The following is a 21,624-nucleotide window of genomic DNA, read 5'->3' as shown; positions in this document are numbered from 1 at the left end:
ATTGGCAGTCTCTTTTATTTATTAACGTTTCTCTTTATTTCCGGCATATGATATCATTTAATTTTATATACAAAAGAAAAGTATTTGAGTAATTGTAATCAGAACAATTTTAAACGATAGAGGATGATAATAGATTGAATAATCATAGTAAAACACCTGCCTGTATATATACGTATGCATTTCGTGAGGAGGAGCGTGCTTTATGTTACTTGGAAATGCGCTCGTTCTTTGGAATGGAGTCCCACGTTAATATTTTAAAAAGTGATGTCAAAATTGACCCGAGTAGAAGTGCGTTTATAAAAGAGCGCGTTGAGGTTATGTATGAAGGGGACGACTTAGAAAGTATCTTAAAACAAGTGGAACAAATTGATTTGGCGGGAGCGACATTTAAAGTTATCTTCGTTAAAATCAATGACCTCGTTGGAGAGAATAAAATTGAATATGGAGAAAGACGTCTTATTGAACGAGACCTCGGCATGCATATTGAAGGAGAAGCGGATGTTCGTAATCCAGAGCGTGTATTCGGGATTGTTCCTCTTGGAGGACGCTGGTACTTCGGGCACTATGTAGAAAGCGAACCCGTTTGGTATCATCACATAAAAAAACCGCATAGTTATTCGACATCTCTTAGCACACGTGTTGCGAGATCAGTTGCAAATATCGCTGTGCCAAATCCAGAGGGAGTACGAGCAATTGACCCGTGCTGCGGTATTGGAACAGTAGTAGTAGAAGCACTTTCTATGGGGATTAACATCGTTGGTAGAGATATAAATCCACTTGTAGTTCTTGGAACGAGAAAAAACATCGCACATTTCGGATTTGAAGGAACAGTAACAAAAGGGCCGATCGAGGAAATTACTGAGAACTACGACGTTGCCATTATCGATATGCCGTACGACCTATTTACGCACGCCACACCAGAAGATCAACTATCAATTCTCTCAAGTGCACGCCGCATCGCGAAAAAAGTAGTCGTTGTCACGATGGAAACAATGGACGACATGATCCATGAAGCAGGATTTGAAATTACAGATCGCTGTATTACAAGAAAAGGGTCATTTACTAGACAGATTCTTGTTTGTGAATAAGAAAGAAAGGTCACCCGTTTGGATGACCTTTTTTGTTTGTATTGATGTGTAATTGGTTGGTGGTTTAGGTAGATGAATTAGCGAAATTTGTCGGTAAGTCGATATTGCATGTCGAATCGCCGATATTGTTACATTAGAATGTTACTGTTCTTTTAATTTCTCTTGTTGTGCAAGTAGTAAATTGCGCAAGATGTGTCCGCGGTAACTTTCTAGTTTTCGTCCTTCATGATAGCGCACACCTAATTTTTTTAATTCAGCTACGTACCAGCCTTTTGTTCCGTAGTACATTGGATCACTTCCTTTTTGCTTTTGAACAGTATATGTTGGGGGTGGAAGTAACTTTCCATTGAAAATAATAAGCCTGGCTGTATCAAGGTGTTCCATAAAATAATTTACGGACATTGTATAAAAAAATAGACAGTACTGTATGCTTTTTTACACAATGTATACAAATTTATATCCTATGCGTTGGCATGATATTTGCAATAAAAAGAGTATCAACATATAGGGGAGAGATAGAAATGAAGGTTAGTAAAGTGTACACGACAATTGATGCTCACGTAGCTGGGGAACCGCTTCGAATTATTACAGGCGGCGTGCCAGAAATAAAAGGAGACACGCAGCTAGAAAGACGCGCATACTGCATGGAACATTTGGATCATCTTCGCGAAATTCTTATGTATGAACCGAGGGGGCATCACGGGATGTATGGTTGTATTATTACCCCGCCTGCAAGTGCTCACGCTGATTTTGGCGTATTATTTATGCACAATGAAGGCTGGAGTACGATGTGTGGGCACGGTATTATCGCTGTTATTACAGTTGGAATTGAAACGGGTATGTTTGAAGTAAAGGGGGAAAAACAAAAGTTTATTATTGATAGCCCGGCTGGGGAAGTCATTGCGTATGCAACATATAACGGGAGCGAAGTAGAGTCCGTATCATTTGAAAATGTTCCTTCTTTTGTATATAAGAAAGACGTTCCTATTAAAATAGATGACTATGAATTTCAAGTAGATATCGCGTTTGGCGGAGCTTTTTATGCAGTAGTAGACTGTAAAGAATTTGGCTTGAAAGTCGATTTCAAAGACTTATCTGCTATTCAAAAGTGGGGCGGTAAAATTAAGCACTACATTGAGAGCCAGATGGAAGTGAAGCATCCACTTGAAGAAGATTTAAAAGGAATATACGGCGTTATTTTCTCAGATGAACCGAAAGGGGAAGACGCAACTTTACGAAATGTAACAATCTTTGCTGATGGGCAAGTAGACCGTTCTCCTTGCGGTACAGGAACTTCCGCAAGAATCGCAACTCTTTTTGAGAAAGGTGCCTTACAGAAGGGAGAAAATTTCGTCCACGAATGCATTACTGACGGGAAATTCGAGGGGGAAGTATTGTCGGTAACCACGGTACATACATATGAAGCTGTCGTTCCGAAAGTAACGGGGCATGCATTTATTACAGGATTTCATCAGTTCGTTGTAGACCCGAGAGATGATTTGAACTGGGGATTTTTGTTAGGATAGAAGAAGGAGGTGGAAAGATATGTTAGTCATAAGCGCGAACGAACAACGAAACTTAGTAAATATGAACGAAGTTATTGCATACGCGGCGCTTGCTTTAAAAGAATTTTCCGCAGAAAGAACAATCACGCCAATTCGAGGTTCATTACCATTTGCGAACGAGAAAAATACGGCATTAATTATGCCTTCAGTAGCTGAAGGGCTTGAGGCACTTGGCTTAAAAGTAGTAACAGTAGTCCCCGAGAACAAAAAGGTAGGAAAGAAAACGATAAACGGGATTGTGATGCTATCAGACTTTCAAACGGGAGAACCGCTCGCACTTTTAGAAGGATCCTACTTAACGATGATTCGAACAGGCGCCTTATCAGGAGTAGCGACAAAATATTTAGCTCGTCATAACGCAAAAACTTTATGCATTATCGGCACGGGTGAACAAGCGAAAGGAATTGCTGAAGCTGTATTTGCGGTAAGAGCTATCGAAAAAGTCATTTTATACAATCGAACAGAAGAAAAGGCGTATGTATTTGCGGAGTATATACAAGAGAGATTCAACAAACCTGCATATGTTCACACAAATGCAAATGAAGCAATAAGCGAAGCAGACATCATCGTCACAACTACGAACGCATCCACACCAGTCTTCTCAGAAAAACTACAAAAAGGCGTCCACGTAAACGCCGTCGGCTCATTCAAACCGGGCATGCAAGAACTACCCTCACATGCCATAGCTAAAGCAAACAAAGTAGTAGTCGAATCAAAAGAAGCAGCACTAGACGAAACAGGAGACCTTCAAGTTCCAATAAAAGAAGGGCTATTCAAAGCAAACGCCATTCACGCTGAACTTGGTCAAATTATAAGCAAAGAAAAAGCTGGACGCGAAAATGATGAAGAGATTACTGTTTTTAAATCGGTTGGTTTGGCAGTAGTAGATATTATTGTTGCGAAGTATTTGTATGAGAGAGCGGTGGAGCAAGGAGTAGGGAATAAGATTGAGTTTTGAGACTGACTTTTGGTGGTCTTTTTGTCAGGATGGGTGTGCTAGTATTTATAATTGAAGCCTTTTAATATTATGTTGAAATATATGAATTCTGCGCAGACATCACATCATTCATTCAATTGGTGTATGAAAAAAGTTGCACCTCTAATTATTAGAGATGCAACTTTTTACCATTCACGCCATTCTTCTGTTATGTCTTCTTCAGATTCTAGACCAGCTATTCGTGCTGCTGTATCGATAAATTCATAGAGATCTTCTCTTTCCATTGTTTCGATAAAATAGTCATGTTCGTCATTTAATTCATTTATGTTAAGAACAACCTCTTTAACAACATGCATTATTTCAACTTCAGTTGGATTTTTTCCCAATTGCTCTAAATTATTTATGTAAGTATCAAGAACTTTATTTGTTGCACTTATATTTTCTTCAGTGAAAAATTCCCCATCTTCATCATTCTCAATCCATTGGGTTGTTGGTTTGTTTTTTTTCAATTCATCAAATGTCATGATAACCTCCTAAATGTGTTTTTTGTCTTTAATCCCATTCTACAGTTCCGAGTATATATAACAATCATTTTAGAGGGATTTTCTGTAAGCTGCTAGTTTTTTTACTCATTTTACGAGGTTACTTATTCGTGGTCTTCTTATTTTATCTTCCGCATAAATATATTTTATCGCAAGAACGCATTAATAGATTTTAAACTTTCTACCTTTGCGAAAAAGTTTGACTTTATATAAGGGTAGTGGTAATTTAAAACCTATAAGAAAACTCGGTATTAATTCCGAGTTTTCTTATAGGTGTAAATAGTCGAGAGGGGTCGAAATATGAAGAAGAAGTTGTTTGTATTACCATTTGTCCTACTATTATTTATTGCATTAGCTGCTTGTTCAGGGGAAAAAGATTCGAAGCAAGCGGGCACTAGCAAATCAGGGACTCCGAAAGATGGAGGAGCGTTAACGATTGGCGTTAGCGATAATCCAGATACGATGAATCCGCTTTATGCGAATGATCGTGTGTCATTAACTGTGCAGCAAGCTTTATATGCGCCGCTATATCATATGGAAGACGGTAAGAAAAAGTTTGTTCTTGCTGAGAGCTTTACGCCTTCAGAAGATCAATTAACGTGGACACTGAAGTTAAAAGATAATTTGAAATGGCATGATGGTAAGAAAATTACATCCGACGATATAGCATTTACATTCCAATCTATTTTGGATGAGAAGCAAAATAGCTCAAGTCGTGAAAACTTTATTTTTAAAGGAAAGCCGCTTGAGGTGAAAAAGGTAGATGAGTTAACAACTCAATTCGTTTTACCGCAAGTAAGCGCATCTTTCGAAGGTGTGATGAATGATTTCTTCCCAATTCCGAAACATGTATTTGAAGGGGAAGCAGATTTAGCGAAGAGTAAGAAAAACTTACAGCCTGTAGGGTCAGGTCCGTTTAAGTTTAAAGAATATAAATCAGATGAGTACGTTGCATTAGATCGATTCGATGATTATGTCGGCGGTAAAGCGAAATTAGACTCTATCGTATATCGCGTTGTAAAAGACCGTAATACAGCCAATGTTTCACTGCAAAATGGTCAAATCAACATGAAGATGATTGAGCCGCAAGACTTTAAGAAGCTAGATAGCACTGGGAACTTCTCAATGATGACATTCCCTGAAGGTAGACTATTCTATTTATCTTATAACATGAATACTGATCTTATGAAGAAAAAAGAAGTGCGCCAAGCAATTGCGCATGCGTTAGATAAGAAAGAAATGATTAACTCAGCATTCGTTTCAGGTGAATTTGCAGAACCAGCAAATTCAATCTTAACGCCAGACGCTATGTATTATGCGAAAGATATTAAAGACTATAAGTATGATAAAAAAGAAGCGAAAGATTTATTAGCAAAAGCTGGCGTGAAAGATAAAGAAAAAGTACGTGTGATGTATGTAACGAATAATAAAATCATGGAAAGCTTAGCGCTTTATACACAACAAAAATTAAAAGAAGTTGGCTTAGAAGTTGAACTAAATGCATTAGATGCTAGTGCGGCAAGTGAAAAAGGCTTAGATAAAGAGAATAAAGAATATGACATTACATTTGGTGGTTACATAATGGGACCTGAGCCAGATTCATATAAGAGCTTATTCTTAAGCAATGCTGAATACAACTATGCACGTTATAAAAACGCTGATTTCGATAAGTTATGGGAAGAAGCTGCAGTTGAAACAGATAAAACAAAACGTGCAGAGCTATACCATAAAATTCAAGAAACAGCTAGAGAAGATGTACCTTATCTACCAATTGCGTATCCGAAAGCAGTTATTGCAGTAGATAAAAAGTTTGATGGATTAAAAGAAGCAAAAGCAATTCCTGTCACAATGTTTGAAGATCTATCTAAGATTTATGAAGTGAAATAAGAAACAATAAAGAAGCTGGTGGAAATCAGCTTCTTTAGCTTGAGGGGGGAAGTTTGTGTATAAAGTAATTGCGAAGAGGCTTTTAAATGCAATTCCGCTTTTATTTGTTATTTCTATTATTTCTTTTCTATTAATAAAGCTAGCGCCGGGGGATCCTGTTCGAAACTTTGTAACGCCAAATATGAGTCCAATTGATGTGGAGCGTATTCGCAAAAGTTTAGGACTAGATCAACCAATTTACGTGCAGTATTTTTTATGGTTAAAAAACATTTTAACAGGGAACTTTGGTTACTCACTTCAAAATCATCGTCCTGTTTTAGATCTTATCGCAGAAAGATTACCCGCAACAATTGGGTTAATGGGATCATCTTTACTCGTCTCATTCGTAATCGCAATACCACTTGGACTATTTACAGGTGTGAAAAAGAATTCATTCTTTGACCGCATTGTAAACTTTATTTCATACGTTGGTATTTCTATGCCGGTTTTCTGGTTTGCACTACTATTAGTCTACTTATTCTCTTTAAAATTGGACCTACTTCCGAGTATGGGTATGCGCACCGTAGGTAAAGATTCTGTTTGGGATATTGTGCAACACGGCATTTTACCTTGCATGGTGCTAGCGTTCCAAAACGTATCTGTTTATATGAGATATATTCGTTCAAGTACGATTCAGCAATTAGAAGAAGAATATGTACAAATTCAATATGCGTACGGCGCTTCAAAGAAAACGGTGTTATTTAATCACGTACTTCGAAATGTATTAATACCGATCATTACAATTTTCGGATTATCGATTCCAAGTTTAGTAGGCGGAGCATTTATTACGGAAACAGTATTTTCATGGCCGGGTCTTGGTTCACTTGGGGTAAATGCTATTTTTAGATTTGATTATCCGATTATCATGGCAATTACATTATTATCATCGTTCATGTTAATTCTCGGTAATTTAATTGCTGATATTTTATATGGCGTAGTAGATCCGCGCATTCGAATGAGGGGGTGATTTGGAATGAATAATAGGAGATTTCAAACGTTAAAAAGTAGTTTTACGAAAAATAAGTTTGTACTAATAGGAGTTATTATACTTGCGGTTTTAACAATTGCATCGATATTTGCATTCGTATCACCGTACGATCCTAGTAAAATGTCGATTCCAGATCGTTTACAAGAACCGAGTATGAGTCATCCTTTCGGCACGGATGATTACGGAAGGGATTACTTAACGAGGGCATTATATGGCGGAAGAGTTTCACTTGCGGTCGGTTTCCTTGCGATGGTTGTTTCTATTACAATCGGAACCGCAGTCGGAACAATTAGCGGATATTTTGGCGGAAAGTTAGACAACTTCTTAATGCGAATTGTGGAAGTACTTATGTCAATCCCATCATTCTTCTTAATGCTGTTATTAAATGCTTATTTAAAACCAGGGATTACGACGTTAGTTCTTATTATTGGATTACTAACATGGATGGACACCGCTCGTATTGTAAGGGCAGAAACGCTATCTGTAAAAGAGCGTGAGTACGTTTTATACGCAAAAGTATCAGGACAGAAATCACTCACAATTATTGTAAGACATATCATTCCTAACATTTTATCAACCATTATTATCGCTGCGACATTAACAATTGCGACATCGATTTTAATGGAATCATCACTTAGCTTTTTAGGTTTAGGTATTAGAGAGCCAGATTCTTCTTGGGGTAGCATGCTAAACAATGCGCAAGGATATATTGGCGAAGCTTGGTATTTAACACTCTTCCCAGGATTCCTTATCCTTTTAACGGTACTTAGTTTTAACGTAATTGGTGAAGCATTGAAGAAAGCTTTCGCGCCAAAAGGAGCTGGAAATGAAAACTAAAGTGTTACGTGAAAGGAGTGAGAAGCGTGTCTGAAAAACTATTAGAAGTGAAAAATTTAAAGACTTCTTTTTTCATAGAAAGTGGCGAAGTTGAAGCAGTTCGCGGCGTTACATTTCGTTTAAATAAAGGAGAAGTAGTTGGTATCGTTGGGGAGTCTGGAAGCGGAAAGAGTGTGATGGCGAAGTCTGTTATGTCTCTCGTTACGTCACCAGGGAAAGTGAAAGAAGGGGAAATTCTTTTTCATAATGAAAATATCCTTTCTAAATCTGAGAAAGAATTACGTTCTATTAGAGGAAATCAAATTTCACTTATCTCTCAAGACCCAATGTCAGCGCTAAATCCGGTCGTGAAAATTGGGAAACAAATGATGGAAGTAATTATACGTCATCAAAAAGTGAAAAAGAAAGAAGCAGAGCAAATCGCGGTCAACTTGTTAAAACAAGTCGGTCTTTCTTCACCAGAAGAAAGGGTGAAACAATATCCGCATGAACTAAGCGGAGGTATGAAGCAGCGAGTTATGATCGCAATGGCGATGTCTTGTAACCCTGACCTTCTCATTGCGGACGAACCGACGACAGCACTTGATGTAACGATACAAGCACAAATACTAGATTTAATGAAAAACTTAAAAAACGAAACGAACATGGCGTTACTTCTTATTACGCACGACTTAGGAATTGTCGCGCAAAACTGTACGCGTGTCATCGTTATGTATGGCGGACTTATTATGGAAGAAGGACCTGTACTTGATATTTTCCAATCGCCGAATCATCCATATACGAAAGGGTTATTAAACTCTCTGCCAAAAATCGCAAACGGCGTAAAAGAAAGACTTGCTCCCATTCAAGGTGTAACGCCAAACTTATTAAACCCGCCACAAGGTTGCCCGTTCGCAGAGCGTTGCCCGCATGCGATGGACATTTGTGAAAAAGAACGTCCACCATATTTTGAAATCGGAAACGAAAGACGTTCCATGTGCTGGCTAAACGATAGGGCGGTAGGTGATTTTCATGCATGAAGAAAACTTAATTGAAGTTCGGAACTTAAAAAAGTATTTTCCTATTAAAAAAGGACTATTCGGCAGAAAAACAGAGCAATTAAAAGCAGTCGACGACCTAAGCTTCACCATTAAAAAGGGTGAAACATTCGGATTAGTAGGAGAATCGGGCTGCGGAAAATCAACGACAGGAAGAAGTATCATTCGCTTACACGATGTCACTTCAGGTAACGTTTTATTCGACGGAAAAGACATCGCAAGTTTAAAGGAAAGTGAACTAAAAGAATATCGAAAACGAATGCAAATCATTTTCCAAGATCCATACGCATCATTAAACCCGGCAATGAATGTATTCCAAATTATTAGCGAGCCAATGAACATTCACGGCTCTTACGAAAAAGAAGAACAAAAAGAAATCATTTTAGACCTTCTGAAAAAGGTAGGATTAAAAGAAGAACACTTATATCGCTACCCGCACGAATTTAGCGGAGGCCAAAGACAGCGCATCAGCATTGCGCGCGCACTATCTGTAAAACCAGATTTCATCCTATGTGACGAACCAATCTCAGCACTAGATGTTTCCGTCCAAGCACAAGTCGTAAACATGCTGCAAGACATCCAAGAAGAAACAGGCGTCACATACTTATTCATCGCACATGACCTATCCATGGTAAGACACATATCAGATCGAATCGGAGTCATGTACTTAGGAAACATAGTAGAAATTGCCGACAGCGAAGACCTATACACAAAACCGGCACATCCATACACACAAGCACTACTCTCATCCATGCCAGAACCAGATCCAACAAACATAGGCAAAGAACGGATCATTTTGCAAGGAGAAGTACCAAGCCCACTCAACTCACCGTCCGGCTGCAAATTCAGAACGCGCTGCAAATTCGCCACTGAAAAATGCGCACAGGAAGTACCGAAGATGGTGGAGATTGCGAAGGGGCATGAGGTGGCTTGTCATTTGTTTTAGAGGGAGAGCACTAGGGGGGACCTGGTGCTTTTTTCTTTGCAGGGGTATTACGATTTACAAACGCTTAAAGCTGAAAAAGGAAATGTGGAAATTCCTTATGAGGCAGCAGTTGAAGAAGGTACGATTTTATTGCAAGTCACAAAAGATGATAAGGTCATTTATGAAGAAGAAGTCACTTCTCAAAAAGAAGGTTTGCTTTCTTTTGAAGCGCCAAAACCTGGGTCATATGATTTAATTGTACGCGTGAAGGGTGAAGAAGAGAAAGCGAAAGGGATTCAAATACATACGAAGCTATGAAAAAACGGCAAGCGGAGTATACTCGCTTGCCGTTTCCATTTCCAGTTGGTTCTGGCATAACAAATGCTCATCAATTTTAAAAAGTAAACGTAAAGTAATTCTAAAATATACAATATTTCACTTTCGGCGATGTAATCTCTAATAAAAGATTCAATAAATTTCATAATATAAATAATTAATTCTAATCATTAAAAATCCTACTTTTTCTTACTTTAATTGTTTCTAAAATATAAAGAAGAATACCTAAACCAAATATTTTTTCAGCATTAGAAATATTATTACCTAATTTAATAATCGGTACATTTAAGCCAAATCTTTCACTCCATTCTAAAGGCATATATCCCCTCTTGCAGTTTATTAATATACGATCATCCATTGTACGAAAAGACGTTTCGAAAAAATCAAATTCCACTTCTATCTCAGAAATTTTTATCTCTTTTTCATTCATCAAAGAACCACGTACCATTCCAAATCCTTGTATCATATTTTCTTTAAACATACCTACACAATTATAATTCGAATCATAAATAGCCCAATCATAATTTTCAACTTCACTTTGAAAATATGCAAGAATTTCTCCATCACTTGCTTCCAATCCAACAACGTGATTATTTTTTAAAGAAGATACTGTCATCATATCAGTTGAAATTAGCTTTGTTCCTGCTACATAAGCTCCATCAGGAGTATATAATCCAAAATGTTTATTACCTTCTGGTAATTCTAATAATACAAAAGTATTAGTATCCCAAAGTGTTATACTATTTTTAACAATATTTTTTTCTAATAACTTCCCTTTTCTTAATTGCAAAAAACCAATTCCTAAAAAAACAAACGAAACTATAACAATAAAAATAACCTGTCCCCAATTAATATGTCCCCACTTTTCATATACAGCACATAGTGCCAAAATAAAAACACCAATTCCAATAAAAAATTTAAACTTCCCTTTCTTTTTATAATACTCAAATAATTCCACATAAACACCTCTATCAGTTGGTCTTAATATTTCAATTATCCTTCAAATGGGGGGCACATTACCGAAAGTAAAAAATTGTATGCTAACGGTGTAAAAACCTATTATAGCAGGTTTTATAGACGTTATATTTACCTTTATAATAAAAGAGGACGTGGAGTAACTTGATTATTCTTAATCATTCGACAAGATGCAACAATTTAATGTGGTGTTTTTTGCTATGATAAGTAAGAAATTTACATATCGTGTTATTGGGGGATAAAAAGAGATGTTGAAAAAATTTACTACATGTATTTTAGGTGGCGCTTTAGTATTCAATTTATCTGGTTGCGGCAATACATCCGACAAAACTTCTTCAGAATCTAAAGAAACCAATTCTAAACAAGAAGAAAAGAAAGTGCAAACGACTGATGAGACGAAAACGAAAGAGAATACAAAGCAGAAAAATACAGAACAAGCAAAAGAGAAATCAAAAATAAAAGAAAAAGAGTATGCTGTAAACAAGGATTTTCATACACCTAAATTTGATGTAACTGTAAAAAGAGTTGTAGAAAGAGATAAGGTTGGTAAAGAGAGTATAGGATTCCAAAAACCTGAAGATGGACATGTCTTTATTGTTGTAGAAGCAGAAGGGAAAAATATCACAAACGAACCGATGAAATTAGCCGTTTTACCATCAGTGGATTTAGTAGATGAAAATGATAATGCTTACCAAAGTGATGTGTTGGCAGCTAGTAGTTATGCGGTTGAAAAAGGCGAGACATCTACTATTACTAAGGGATTAAAACCAGGGGAGGTAATGAGAGAAAGTAAAGTTTATGTGATTAATAAAGAAAAATTTGATACAGGAAAATGGTATGTAGTTGTTAACCGTGAGTACAAGGAACAAATTAAATAGTGTTTATTTATTAAGAGGAGATGGCTCCTCTTTTTTTGTTACAAGTTAACACAGAATTTCGTTATAATGTAGAAATTTAATGTTTTCGAAAAAAAGAATTGACTTCTATATTAGTTGTAACTAAAATGGTTACATAATGATGTAATTAATTTAGTTACAACTAATATCTGCTAAAAATATGATTTATATATTTAATTAAGGATGGTGGTCCATACGTTGCCACCCGGTGTAGAAAGTTACTAACACATTCAAATCAATGCATATTCCAAGCTTTAGTATTTTCTGTTACGGGGCAATAAAGTGCAATGTTATCTTTTGTTAAAAATCTTGGTGGGTCTTTCTTTGGAAATATTAGTTTTGGGGAAATATAGTAAGGTATCTAAAAAAGAATAAGGTATAAAAAGATGTACCTATATAAACCAAAAATTTAGTTGAGCTGGATAATAAAAAAAGGTAGGAGATTTAAATGGAGACGAAACAAGATAATCTTATTTACGTATGGGATGCATATTGTGGATGGTGCTATGGTTTTTCAGAAAGTATTAAAGGGTTTTACAAAAACCACACTGAAGTGCCATTAACGGTTTTATGTGGAGGGTTATTTTTAGATAATTTACCAATGAAAAACTTCTCATATATAGAAGAAGGAAATAAAAGAATTAATCAACTTACAGGTGCTGAATTTGGTCCTTCATATCAAAAATTAGTGGAGGAAGGGACTTTTAAAATGAATTCGAAAGATGCTGCAATTGGCTTTTCAGCTTTACGCTCATTAGCGCCAGACCGTTTATTAGAATTCACTTCGGCTATGCAAAAAGCGTTTTATTATGAGGGCCAAAGTCTGAGTGATCCTGAAACATATCGCAAGATTGCAATCGAGCATGGTTTAGACCCTGAACAAGTATTAGAACGTTTAAACGCTCAAGAAACAATAATAGATGTCCAAAATGATTTCAATAAAGTTCGACAGCTTGGTGTTAATAGCTATCCTTCATTACTTTTACAAAAGGATAATCAAATTATTCCTATTGGTGGTGGTGTAATGACGCCGGATAAAATTGAAGCGCGTTTTAAAAATTTATATTAAGAAAATTTAGGATATGGTAGCAAACATGTTATCTTAGGCCACCTGACATTCATCTCCGGAATATTCGCCAGTACTATTACACTTTGAGATAAATGGGAGTGGGAGATTTTATCCCGCTTTAACGGGCAGTAAGACCCCCACCTCAAAATTCAGTGGAAGCAAAGAAGTTAGGTGGGGGATCAACTGTCCGTAAAAGTCCGATTGGTTCAACTAATAATCAGTGGGGGATGAACAAAACCCCCACTGATTAAAGTTTCACTTTATCGGAACATGATAAAAATATGATAATTAGTTAATAACTTTAACAAAAGGAGAATAACATACTATGTTTAAAACAATCGATACAAATCAAAAAGATGTGAAATTAACGGTGTTTAGTTCGGACGAAAAAAGCTTTATGGTCACAGCAACATTAGTTGAGAAAGCAGGACATGCATTTTTAATAAACTCAAAATTTACGCAGTTTGATTCGAAAGAAATTGTAGAGTATTTGAAAAAAAACAACTTATCTCTAGATAAAATCTTTATTATTCATGGGGATCCAGACTACTACTTTGGATTAGAGAGCATTAAAGCCGTTTACCCAGAAGCTATAGCGTATGCTACGGAGTCTACTGTTGAACATATCGTTCATTCTGTCTTAGGGAAATTAAAAGTTTGGAAAGACGCCCTTGGAGAAAATGCACCAAGTAACGTGGTATTACCTCAAGTATTTAAAGAAAAAGCGATTGATTTTCAGGGGTTAACATTTGAACTAGTAGGCTTAGATCATTACAGAACTAGCCTATTTAATAAAGAACTAAAAGTATTAATTGGTGGTATTGATGTATTTAACGAAATACATGTATTCTTAGCGGATACTAACTCAAAAGCGGCTATGGAGGCATGGATTGAGAACTTGAAAGTATTACAAGCATTACATGCTGACATAATTGTGCCTAGCCATGGATCAATCGAAAAATCCCTAAATAATCAAGCACTTACTGCGACAATGGATTATCTAAGAACGGCGGTTCAAGCTTCTGAGGAAAGTGGAACTTCAAAAGATTTTGTGGCAAAACTTGAAGCAGCATATCCAGGCTATGCAAATAAAGGTGTATTAGAATTAAGTGCAAAAGTTGTAACAAAAGAAATGCCTTGGGGTTAATGATATGAATAAATATCAAAAACTATTACATGAAACGTATGTGTTAACTGGCGAAGGGAAATTGGATGCGTTCAAAACGTATTTAAGTGAAAATGTATCTTGGACAGAAGCTGCTGGGTTTCCATATGCAGGTACTTATATAGGTCCAGATGAAGTAGTGAAAAACGTACATGAACGTCTTGGCACGGAATGGGATGACTATAGTGCTAAAGATGAAATTTATACTTTTAATAACGATACTGTTATCGTGTATGGAAAATATAGTGGAACATATAAAGCTACAGGGAAGTCATTTGTAGCAGATTTTTGTCATCTTTATAAGTTTGATGAGAACGATAATGTTAAGAAGTTTATTCAAATTGTGGACAGTGCAACTGTTAATGAGGTATTAAGTTAGAGTTAATCGTTTCTAATATGCCTTGTATAGGGGGAGGTTAGGATAAATGAAATTCCTAACATTACCCCTGACATTACATTTTGGGGAAGGTTTCTCCTTCTTCAAGCTTTTTATAGAAGAAAACTTATTTAAGTAGAAGAGGTAGGTATATATGAAATTAGAGAAAAGTTTAATAGTAATAATTATTTCTGTGTTTATTTTAGGAATTGTATCGACTTTGATATTTCAAGCTTCCACCGGTAATAACAAAGGGAACTCAATAAAGAGCGAAAATGTCGCTTCTGTATCAAAAGAAGTAAAAGAAAATGAAAAGAATAAAAAGATGGTAGTTGATTTCTATAATGAAGTTTTTAACAAACATAATATCGATACTATCCCTAAATATGTTAGTGAAGATTATAAGCAACATAATCCTTTTGTTGCTGATGGACGAAAAGCCTTCATGGATTTCTTTAAGGAGGATTTTGTTAAAAATCCTAATTCCTCTGCAGAGATTAAACGTGTAGTAGCTGAAGGGGATACAGTTGCTCTTCATGTACATTCTCGTACTAATTCTCAAGATAAGGGAGTTGCTATAGTGGATATATTTCGTATCAAGGATGGAAAGATTGTCGAACACTGGGATGTAATTCAAGAGATTCCAAGTGAAGCAGCTAATGATAATACGATGTTTTAGTTAGAAGATATATTTAATAATTGTTTAAATGATAGTGCTGTATAGAGTTTAGAAATTTAGATAAGTAAAGGAGATGTCCTAGTACCATGCCTGGGACATCTCCTTTTTGTTTTAATGATATTTAATTTATTGTTATTTGTATTTTTTTATGTACTACTATTCAAGTACATATCATTTCAGGCGGTTTTCTTTTATCCCGCATTAACGGGCGGTAAGATCCCCATTTCAAAATTCAGCGGAAGCAAAGAAATTAGGTGGGGGGGCGGGCTGCCCGTAAAAGCCCAATTGGTGAGGGCTGATTAAAGTTTCACTTTATGTTTCTATATCTTTTCCCTCTTCTACACCAGCAGAAGCAAATCAGATAAAAATGTAGGGCTTAAGTAACTAAAATAAAGAAAAAGCCATACAAGTAGTATGACTTTCTTTGCAGAACAATTAAGCTTGTGGTGCAGGCGGTCTTCCATTGAAGTTAGAACGTTTTGGAATTCCTTAAATTAAGAACAGAGTGGGATTAATCCTAGCCCAATTACTAGCGCTGTTTTCTACATACCTTACTTTTTTACGAACAGATTTCAACTGATTTAATAATTCATCACTATTAAATCCTTATAAGCTTCTTTTATACAATATTTCATACAACAATATCAGCTTCTCGATTTTTTGCAACAGGCCCCATTTTAATGACTTTAATAAGGATACGTATAGTAACGAAGAGACGATTCTATAAATACATAAAAATCGTCCTTTCGTTTTGCAAATGATGCATTAATATCAGTCTCATACTATTTTAATGGTAGGGGTAAAAATAGTTTCTTTTTAACCTACGCTAAATTGTTATAATTTTTTTTGCTCTAGAGGCCAATTCCATATCATGTGTAACAAATATTATCGTTTTTCCATCTTCATTAAGGTCTTTTAATATATTAAACACTAAATCTCGATTATTGTTATCTAAATTACCAGTTGGCTCATCAGCTAAAATGTAGTCGCATTTTTTAATAAGTATTCTTGCTAAAGCGATTCTTTGTTGTTCTCCACCACTAAGCTCAAAAATTTTTTTCTTCTCATAATTAGGCAAATTCACTTTTTGTAAAGCTTCTTTTATTATTTTTCTTTTATCGATATTTTTTTGATATTCTAGGGCTATTAATAAATTTTTCTCTACCGTTTCGTTTTCCATTAAAGCGTAATTTTGAAATAGATAAGCTAATTTTTCACGTTGCAATAGTAAGGTTTGCTTTTTGTTTGGATTCATTTGTTCTTCTATAATTATATCTCCAGAGTCGCTTTGTTCTAATAAACCAATAATATTTAATAACGTCGTTTTTCCTTTTCCACTTTCCCCAACGATTGCGATGAAGTCTGTATCTTCAATCTTCAATGAGAAGTCTTTTAATACAACTTTATTACCAAATTTCTTATTTATATTCACTAATTCAATCATTACTAATGTTCTCCTTTTATGATAGCATTGAATGTTTGATTGCTTAATTTCTTATCAAAGAAATAGCTTATTAAAATTTCTAAGATTAGGATCAAAATACCTATAGAAATCACATAAGTATCAATAACATATATAGATACAGATATAATAGGTATAATATTTACTAATAACAATAAAGTAATCATAATTTTATTGCGCTTTATAGCGCTAAATCCAAATAATTGTTTAATATACAAATTGAACTTGTTTTTTTCATAGTAACTAGAAATAGTGTTATAAGTTATTAGAAAATTCGAGACGATTAATATGATCATTGCGATCAATAAATTTTCTTTTTCTGTTTTTAGGTTTTGAATTTCAAACGCTAAACGATCATATACTGAGGTGATATTTTGTATAGTTGATTGAGCCTCATTTTTAGTAATAGTAGCCCTTATACTATCGTATGGTTGCTCACTATTAGTTTTAAAATAAAATTCAGATGCAACATATGACAAATAAAAGGATTGATTGAAGATACCTGTATCAATAATTGCAATAGGATCTCTAATGAGATTTTTATCTTCCGCTTTTATAGTTGAATCATAAGTAAAATAATCTTGATTATTTTTTACATATATAATATTTATATTTAACTCTTGTTCTTTAGTATTATTTTTCTCTCTTCCTAGTTCCTCATTATAAATGTTATCAACTTCAACTTTTTGGAAATAAAAATGTTTTCTATAATTCTTATATATTTCCTTCTCATATTCCTTTAATTTTTCAGGCACTAATATATTCATAGTATTCGAATCATGAATAATTTGCTCTTTGATTGTTTTTTTAACTGATTTAATAGGATTATAAGATAAATAGTTTGAATTTATAGTAACACTATTTCCGGAAGGTTCTAACTTCGGATCCCCATTTTCATTATTTAAATCATAGATATACTTTCCATCTATTTTGTCATAATTTGACGTACTAATTAGAAAGCCACCATGTTGTTTTTCCATATCCAAGTAAAGGTCTTTCATTTTTTTGCTAATTTTTTCTTCCGCACCTAAATCGTCGCCCTTAGCGAAAGTAACTTGAGTTTTATAAATATGTTTAGTTTTTGACCAATTAGATAAATTATCTATCTTTTGATTGAGTTCATTCGATAGGATTTTCCAATGATACGTGGACAATAACATTACGACTATAAATAGAAATTTTAAAGTGAAATTTAATGTGCTAACTAATATATATGGCTTGTTACCTTTTATTTTTGAAACATTTATATTTCTAGTAAAGGCTACTATCGTAATTATTGTGATAGGTATAATTAAAATAAAACTCAATGTAATTGCTATAATCCAAAAAATACATGATAATTCAAAATAAAAATCTGTACTATCTGTAAATATACAATACATAATAAATAATACATAAATCATAAGACTTGATAGTATCATGATTTTCCCTAAATTAAAGATAAAGAAGCTAACTATTTTTTTTCTTGTATAGCCCAATGTTTGCATGATAGCTATATCTTTCAATCTACGAATGATATAGTGAATAATCGCAACAAAGATGCATAATACAATCAAAAATATACAAAATATTTGAAACCCATTGCTCTCAAGTAAATATATAAAATTGGCTTTATTTTCGCCAAAAATTTCTGTTTTAGCTACATTTTCATTTAGTTCTTTTAACATGGCATTTATTTTTTCTTTATCTTGAGTCGAGATATAGTACATACCACTTCCATCAAAATTTTCATCTGCACTTAAAGGTTGGATAGTTATTTTAGTTTTCGAATCTATTCTTTTTATAATACCAATTTGATCTGTGCTCTCAATTTCAGAAGTACTTATAAATTTGTTTGAATTTACTTCTGGAAACTTCCCTGATTTTAACTTGATATGGTTATTTAAACCAGTATCAGTTGTAAAAATATGTAAATCATTTTCTCCCGGGTATATGTATTTTGAAATATTCACATTATATTTCTTTGCTAAACTTTGTAAAAATTCAATGTAATTCTTAGTGTAACTTTTCTCTTCTTCAAAATTTAAAGTAATACTAGTTGTATTTTTATAGAATAACTGTTGTGTTTTATATTCTTTAAAAATATTTAAAGATAAAAATGCAGTTAATGCCAGCGTTGCTGCCATTAAAATAAAAATGATTTTTTTCATGCAAACACCTCTTAGAAAAATCTAATATCACTAATTATCTATATTCAAAAACAAGAGAAGTTTTTAAACTTCTCTTGTTTTTGAATATTATTTATTATCGTAATTCGCTTTATTTGTACCACTAGATGTCCATGTAGCTTTTGCTTTGCTAAATACATCTTTCTTCTGCCATTTTCCATCATTGTAGACGCCTTTTCCATTTGTAACTGTTGCTCTACCTTGTTTTGTATAATGTTTATATTCGGAAATGACGTTTCCATCTCTTTTTCCTCTAATCCAATACCCACCGTCTGCTTTACCAGACGTTACACCTGCGTATAACTGAGGTTTATTGCCAGAATTGTTTTCATCTGCTACAAATCCTTCAGTTATTGTGCTATCCGCTGTCACAATTTCGGACTTTCCAACTGTTTTTTCTGCGGCAAATACATTCATTGAAGCTGGAACTACTAAAACACCTGCAGCAATTGCACCGATAATAGCTTTTTTCATACTAATTCCCCATTTCTATCAGTTTATATTTTGTTAAGATTTTACACTAATGGAAAATCTTACAATTTAAATTTACCATATCCTCATTTTTTTGTAAATAAAAAGTAAATTTTCAGTTTATAATAATTGTTTTTAATTCATTGTTCATATATTCATCTTTATTATTTTTGCGGGATCAAGAAAGGGTATTTTAAGATTTAAATGTTAGTTGAAATAATAACGCCTTTCAAATAAGTTAAGAGGTTTTATTATTATTTTATGAGAGAACAACAGCGAAAAAAGCAGTGAAATAGAAGTTTCTAGTAACAAATATTACTGTGGAAAATTTAATAATTATTGGTAATATTGGGATATACTTATATGTTAACATAATATAGGATTGTATTGTTATTAAAAATTAAAATATTCAAAATTAAAAAAGATCAACTCTATTAAAGAGTTGATCTTTGTAGTGGAAGTAGTTTTTAATTGGACAAATTACCCTATGAAAAGAAAACAGTTCTGGTGCAAAAATAAAATACAATAACTTAACATGGCACAATAATATTTGGGACAGAATCCAATACATATTATTAAAATTAAGATAGTTCAAGTCGGCAGAAGGCACCTTTAGGTGTCTTTTTTTATGAATTTCAAGCCCACCTATTTCCGTAGGTGAACTACTTGTGATTTTACACAATTAAGTTATAGCAAAAGCATTTATATCGAAAGTAATTAAAATTAACTTTGTAACCCTAATAATCTCCATTGTTTTATTATCTTTTATTTTAAAATGAAGTCTTTTCCCTATACGTTCACTAATTACAATATTTCCAAAGGCTAATTTACGCAAATGTTGTACAATCAAATCCTCTGTAATTCTTGTTTGCTTACTTAAATCAAAAACTGACAACGATCTATATGTAATCAATTTACAAACAATTGATAAGCGAGTAGAATTCCCTAATAACCCTAAAACTTTTATATTTTCTGTATAGAAGCTAAAATCCATATGAAAAGCATGTAACAGATCTTCCAACCTCCTAAAATAAGATGAATATCAACCAAAATATCTTAACATAAAAATAGTGAAAAACCTAAAATATTCCAATTGTTCATTGGGAAAAATAATACTTGAATGGGAGTCCAATACATATTCTTAGAATTAAAGTGATTCAAATCGGAGGAAGGAACCTTTGGGGTGCCTTTTTATTTATGGAGTTTATTAGAAAATATTTGAAATATAATACAGTAGATTATATTATTATGTGTGTATGATTTCTGGTTTTAAAAATTACAAAAATTAATAGGGGGGAAACAATAATGAAGTTAGGAAAATTAGCATTAATTGGGGCATTAACTTTTAGCGGTTTTACTGCAATAGAAATGAGTAAACCTACCTCACAAGCAGCTGCAGCTTACTCAGATCCACTTAATGATGATTGGGGATTTAAAACCATTGTGGATTTACAAAATTCAGAGGAAAGTACATATCAACCAGATTGGAAGATTGGGAATTTAATAACTGGTGATACATTTTACTTAACACAGCACTTTGGTAGAGAACATTTTGGTGCGCAAATGAAAATTTTTAAAATCCACACAAATGGTACCCTAGAACGATTCCAAACAATAGAACCAGAATTTATTCCTGGAACAGAAATTTGGCAAACCCCTATCACAGATAGCTATACAAGCGGTACTTATGTCGCTGCAATTAAATATCGTGGTGAATTCACGTATTCAAATCAATTTACAATCAATTAGGGATATAACGTGATCATTTATTTTTTACGAAACCCACCCTTTTGCTTCCGACGGCGACGAGGAAGCAAAAGGGTGGGTTTTTTGTTATCTTTTTCTAAAATTTGTTTCCTAAAAACATACGCAGACACTTCACGTACAATGGCTTTCACAAATTCTTTTAGAAGCTCAAACAAAAACTCCATAGGTATATTACCCCCTTTCCTTCCAAATGGAAAGAAGGGATAACCAATCAAACTCACAATAAACAGTTAATCCTATTTTATTATACTAGTACAATCTCACCAATATAAAAAAGACCACCATTACTGAAGTGCACCCCAATTGTTAGACACATAACTAACAATTGGAGGTGCATTTTTTATGGCTAAATTTTCTTCAAAAGATAAAATAAAAGCAGTAAAACGATATCTAGAAGGTACGGAAGGCGGAAAAA

The 21,624-nt window shown here is 34.1% G+C and carries 22 protein-coding genes and 1 pseudogene; 15 read left to right on the top strand and 8 right to left on the bottom strand.

Features of this window, described 5'->3' with window-relative positions:
- The first annotated feature begins 134 nt into the window (after positions 1–134).
- Positions 135–1,088: a TRM11 family SAM-dependent methyltransferase gene (locus tag EBQ15_RS25285; protein WP_001059316.1), complete on the top strand. Its 954-nt coding sequence runs from the start codon at positions 135–137 to the stop codon at positions 1,086–1,088.
- A 141-nt stretch (positions 1,089–1,229) separates the two neighbouring features.
- On the opposite strand, the gene EBQ15_RS25280 is transcribed toward EBQ15_RS25285, so the two are convergent.
- Positions 1,230–1,472, bottom strand: a complete 243-nt coding sequence (locus EBQ15_RS25280) for a YflJ family protein (RefSeq protein ID WP_001999171.1) — start codon at positions 1,470–1,472, stop codon at positions 1,230–1,232.
- 89 nt (positions 1,473–1,561) lie between these two features.
- On the opposite strand from EBQ15_RS25280, the gene EBQ15_RS25275 reads away from it, so the two are divergent.
- Entirely contained in the window at positions 1,562–2,614 is a 1,053-nt protein-coding gene (locus EBQ15_RS25275) for a proline racemase family protein (protein WP_001999170.1), read from the top strand.
- 19 nt (positions 2,615–2,633) lie between these two features.
- On the top strand, positions 2,634–3,611 hold the full coding sequence (locus EBQ15_RS25270) for an ornithine cyclodeaminase family protein (RefSeq protein WP_000960295.1): 978 nt from the start codon (positions 2,634–2,636) through the stop codon (positions 3,609–3,611).
- 164 nt (positions 3,612–3,775) lie between these two features.
- Here the strand turns inward: EBQ15_RS25270 and EBQ15_RS25265 are convergent, their stop codons facing one another.
- A complete protein-coding gene (locus tag EBQ15_RS25265) occupies positions 3,776–4,114 on the bottom strand; it encodes a hypothetical protein (RefSeq protein ID WP_000141768.1) in 339 nt (112 codons plus the stop codon).
- A 318-nt stretch (positions 4,115–4,432) separates the two neighbouring features.
- On the opposite strand from EBQ15_RS25265, the gene EBQ15_RS25260 reads away from it, so the two are divergent.
- The 6 genes and pseudogenes from EBQ15_RS25260 to EBQ15_RS25235 form a co-directional block, all read left to right on the top strand.
- Positions 4,433–6,019: an ABC transporter substrate-binding protein gene (locus EBQ15_RS25260; protein ID WP_033693070.1), complete on the top strand. Its 1,587-nt coding sequence runs from the start codon at positions 4,433–4,435 to the stop codon at positions 6,017–6,019.
- A 55-nt stretch (positions 6,020–6,074) separates the two neighbouring features.
- Positions 6,075–7,025, top strand: coding sequence for an ABC transporter permease (locus EBQ15_RS25255; RefSeq protein ID WP_000278770.1), 951 nt, complete (start codon positions 6,075–6,077; stop codon positions 7,023–7,025).
- Between the two features lie 6 nt (positions 7,026–7,031).
- Positions 7,032–7,883, top strand: coding sequence for an ABC transporter permease (locus EBQ15_RS25250; protein WP_001065317.1), 852 nt, complete (start codon positions 7,032–7,034; stop codon positions 7,881–7,883).
- 26 nt (positions 7,884–7,909) lie between these two features.
- Positions 7,910–8,902, top strand: coding sequence for an ABC transporter ATP-binding protein (locus EBQ15_RS25245; RefSeq protein WP_001291149.1), 993 nt, complete (start codon positions 7,910–7,912; stop codon positions 8,900–8,902).
- The gene (locus EBQ15_RS25240; RefSeq protein ID WP_000544132.1) at positions 8,895–9,866 is read left to right on the top strand and encodes an ABC transporter ATP-binding protein; all 972 of its coding nucleotides are present in this window, start codon (positions 8,895–8,897) and stop codon (positions 9,864–9,866) included. Before EBQ15_RS25245 ends, EBQ15_RS25240 begins: the two co-directional genes overlap by 8 nt.
- A 21-nt stretch (positions 9,867–9,887) precedes the next feature.
- A pseudogene (locus EBQ15_RS25235) lies at positions 9,888–10,163 on the top strand (BA_1872 family lipoprotein); the annotation flags it as partial.
- A 181-nt stretch (positions 10,164–10,344) separates the two neighbouring features.
- Here EBQ15_RS25235 and EBQ15_RS25230 read toward each other — a convergent pair.
- A complete protein-coding gene (locus EBQ15_RS25230; RefSeq protein ID WP_000418491.1) occupies positions 10,345–11,139 on the bottom strand; it encodes a hypothetical protein in 795 nt (264 codons plus the stop codon).
- A gap of 265 nt (positions 11,140–11,404) precedes the next feature.
- On the opposite strand from EBQ15_RS25230, the gene EBQ15_RS25225 reads away from it, so the two are divergent.
- The 5 genes from EBQ15_RS25225 (at position 11,405) to EBQ15_RS25205 (ending at position 15,341) form a co-directional block, all read left to right on the top strand.
- The gene (locus EBQ15_RS25225; RefSeq protein ID WP_000913412.1) at positions 11,405–12,034 is read left to right on the top strand and encodes a hypothetical protein; all 630 of its coding nucleotides are present in this window, start codon (positions 11,405–11,407) and stop codon (positions 12,032–12,034) included.
- 466 nt (positions 12,035–12,500) lie between these two features.
- A complete protein-coding gene (locus EBQ15_RS25220) occupies positions 12,501–13,121 on the top strand; it encodes a DsbA family protein (protein ID WP_000448622.1) in 621 nt (206 codons plus the stop codon).
- Positions 13,122–13,446: 325 nt separating this feature from the next.
- On the top strand, positions 13,447–14,268 hold the full coding sequence (locus tag EBQ15_RS25215) for an MBL fold metallo-hydrolase (protein WP_000477257.1): 822 nt from the start codon (positions 13,447–13,449) through the stop codon (positions 14,266–14,268).
- A 4-nt stretch (positions 14,269–14,272) separates the two neighbouring features.
- Positions 14,273–14,665, top strand: coding sequence for a nuclear transport factor 2 family protein (locus EBQ15_RS25210; RefSeq protein WP_001046365.1), 393 nt, complete (start codon positions 14,273–14,275; stop codon positions 14,663–14,665).
- 151 nt (positions 14,666–14,816) lie between these two features.
- Positions 14,817–15,341 carry a nuclear transport factor 2 family protein gene (locus EBQ15_RS25205; RefSeq protein ID WP_000764220.1) on the top strand — a complete coding sequence of 175 codons (525 nt, stop codon included), beginning with the start codon at positions 14,817–14,819 and terminating at the stop codon, positions 15,339–15,341.
- Between the two features lie 826 nt (positions 15,342–16,167).
- Here the strand turns inward: EBQ15_RS25205 and EBQ15_RS25200 are convergent.
- The 4 genes from EBQ15_RS25200 to EBQ15_RS25185 form a co-directional block, all read right to left on the bottom strand.
- Positions 16,168–16,785: a putative bacteriocin export ABC transporter gene (locus EBQ15_RS25200; protein WP_000571715.1), complete on the bottom strand. Its 618-nt coding sequence runs from the start codon at positions 16,783–16,785 to the stop codon at positions 16,168–16,170.
- 2 nt (positions 16,786–16,787) lie between these two features.
- Positions 16,788–18,953, bottom strand: a complete 2,166-nt coding sequence (locus EBQ15_RS25195) for a DUF1430 domain-containing protein (protein WP_000720041.1) — start codon at positions 18,951–18,953, stop codon at positions 16,788–16,790.
- Positions 18,954–19,040: 87 nt separating this feature from the next.
- The gene (locus EBQ15_RS25190) at positions 19,041–19,445 is read right to left on the bottom strand and encodes a lactococcin 972 family bacteriocin (RefSeq protein WP_000709112.1); all 405 of its coding nucleotides are present in this window, start codon (positions 19,443–19,445) and stop codon (positions 19,041–19,043) included.
- Between the two features lie 679 nt (positions 19,446–20,124).
- On the bottom strand, positions 20,125–20,436 hold the full coding sequence (locus EBQ15_RS25185; protein WP_000347620.1) for an ArsR/SmtB family transcription factor: 312 nt from the start codon (positions 20,434–20,436) through the stop codon (positions 20,125–20,127).
- A 311-nt stretch (positions 20,437–20,747) separates the two neighbouring features.
- On the opposite strand from EBQ15_RS25185, the gene EBQ15_RS25180 reads away from it, so the two are divergent.
- The gene (locus EBQ15_RS25180) at positions 20,748–21,191 is read left to right on the top strand and encodes a DUF5065 family protein (protein WP_000765890.1); all 444 of its coding nucleotides are present in this window, start codon (positions 20,748–20,750) and stop codon (positions 21,189–21,191) included.
- Positions 21,192–21,208: 17 nt separating this feature from the next.
- On the opposite strand, the gene EBQ15_RS31300 is transcribed toward EBQ15_RS25180, so the two are convergent.
- On the bottom strand, positions 21,209–21,373 hold the full coding sequence (locus EBQ15_RS31300; RefSeq protein ID WP_000394761.1) for a hypothetical protein: 165 nt from the start codon (positions 21,371–21,373) through the stop codon (positions 21,209–21,211).
- Positions 21,374–21,624: the final 251 nt, after the last annotated feature.

The sequence above is a fragment of the Bacillus sp. 2D03 genome (assembly GCF_003946765.1).
Taxonomy (GTDB): Bacteria; Bacillota; Bacilli; order Bacillales; family Bacillaceae_G; genus Bacillus_A; species Bacillus_A cereus.
The sequence above is the reverse complement of the archived record's forward strand: the minus strand, read 5'-3'. Positions and strand labels throughout refer to the sequence as shown.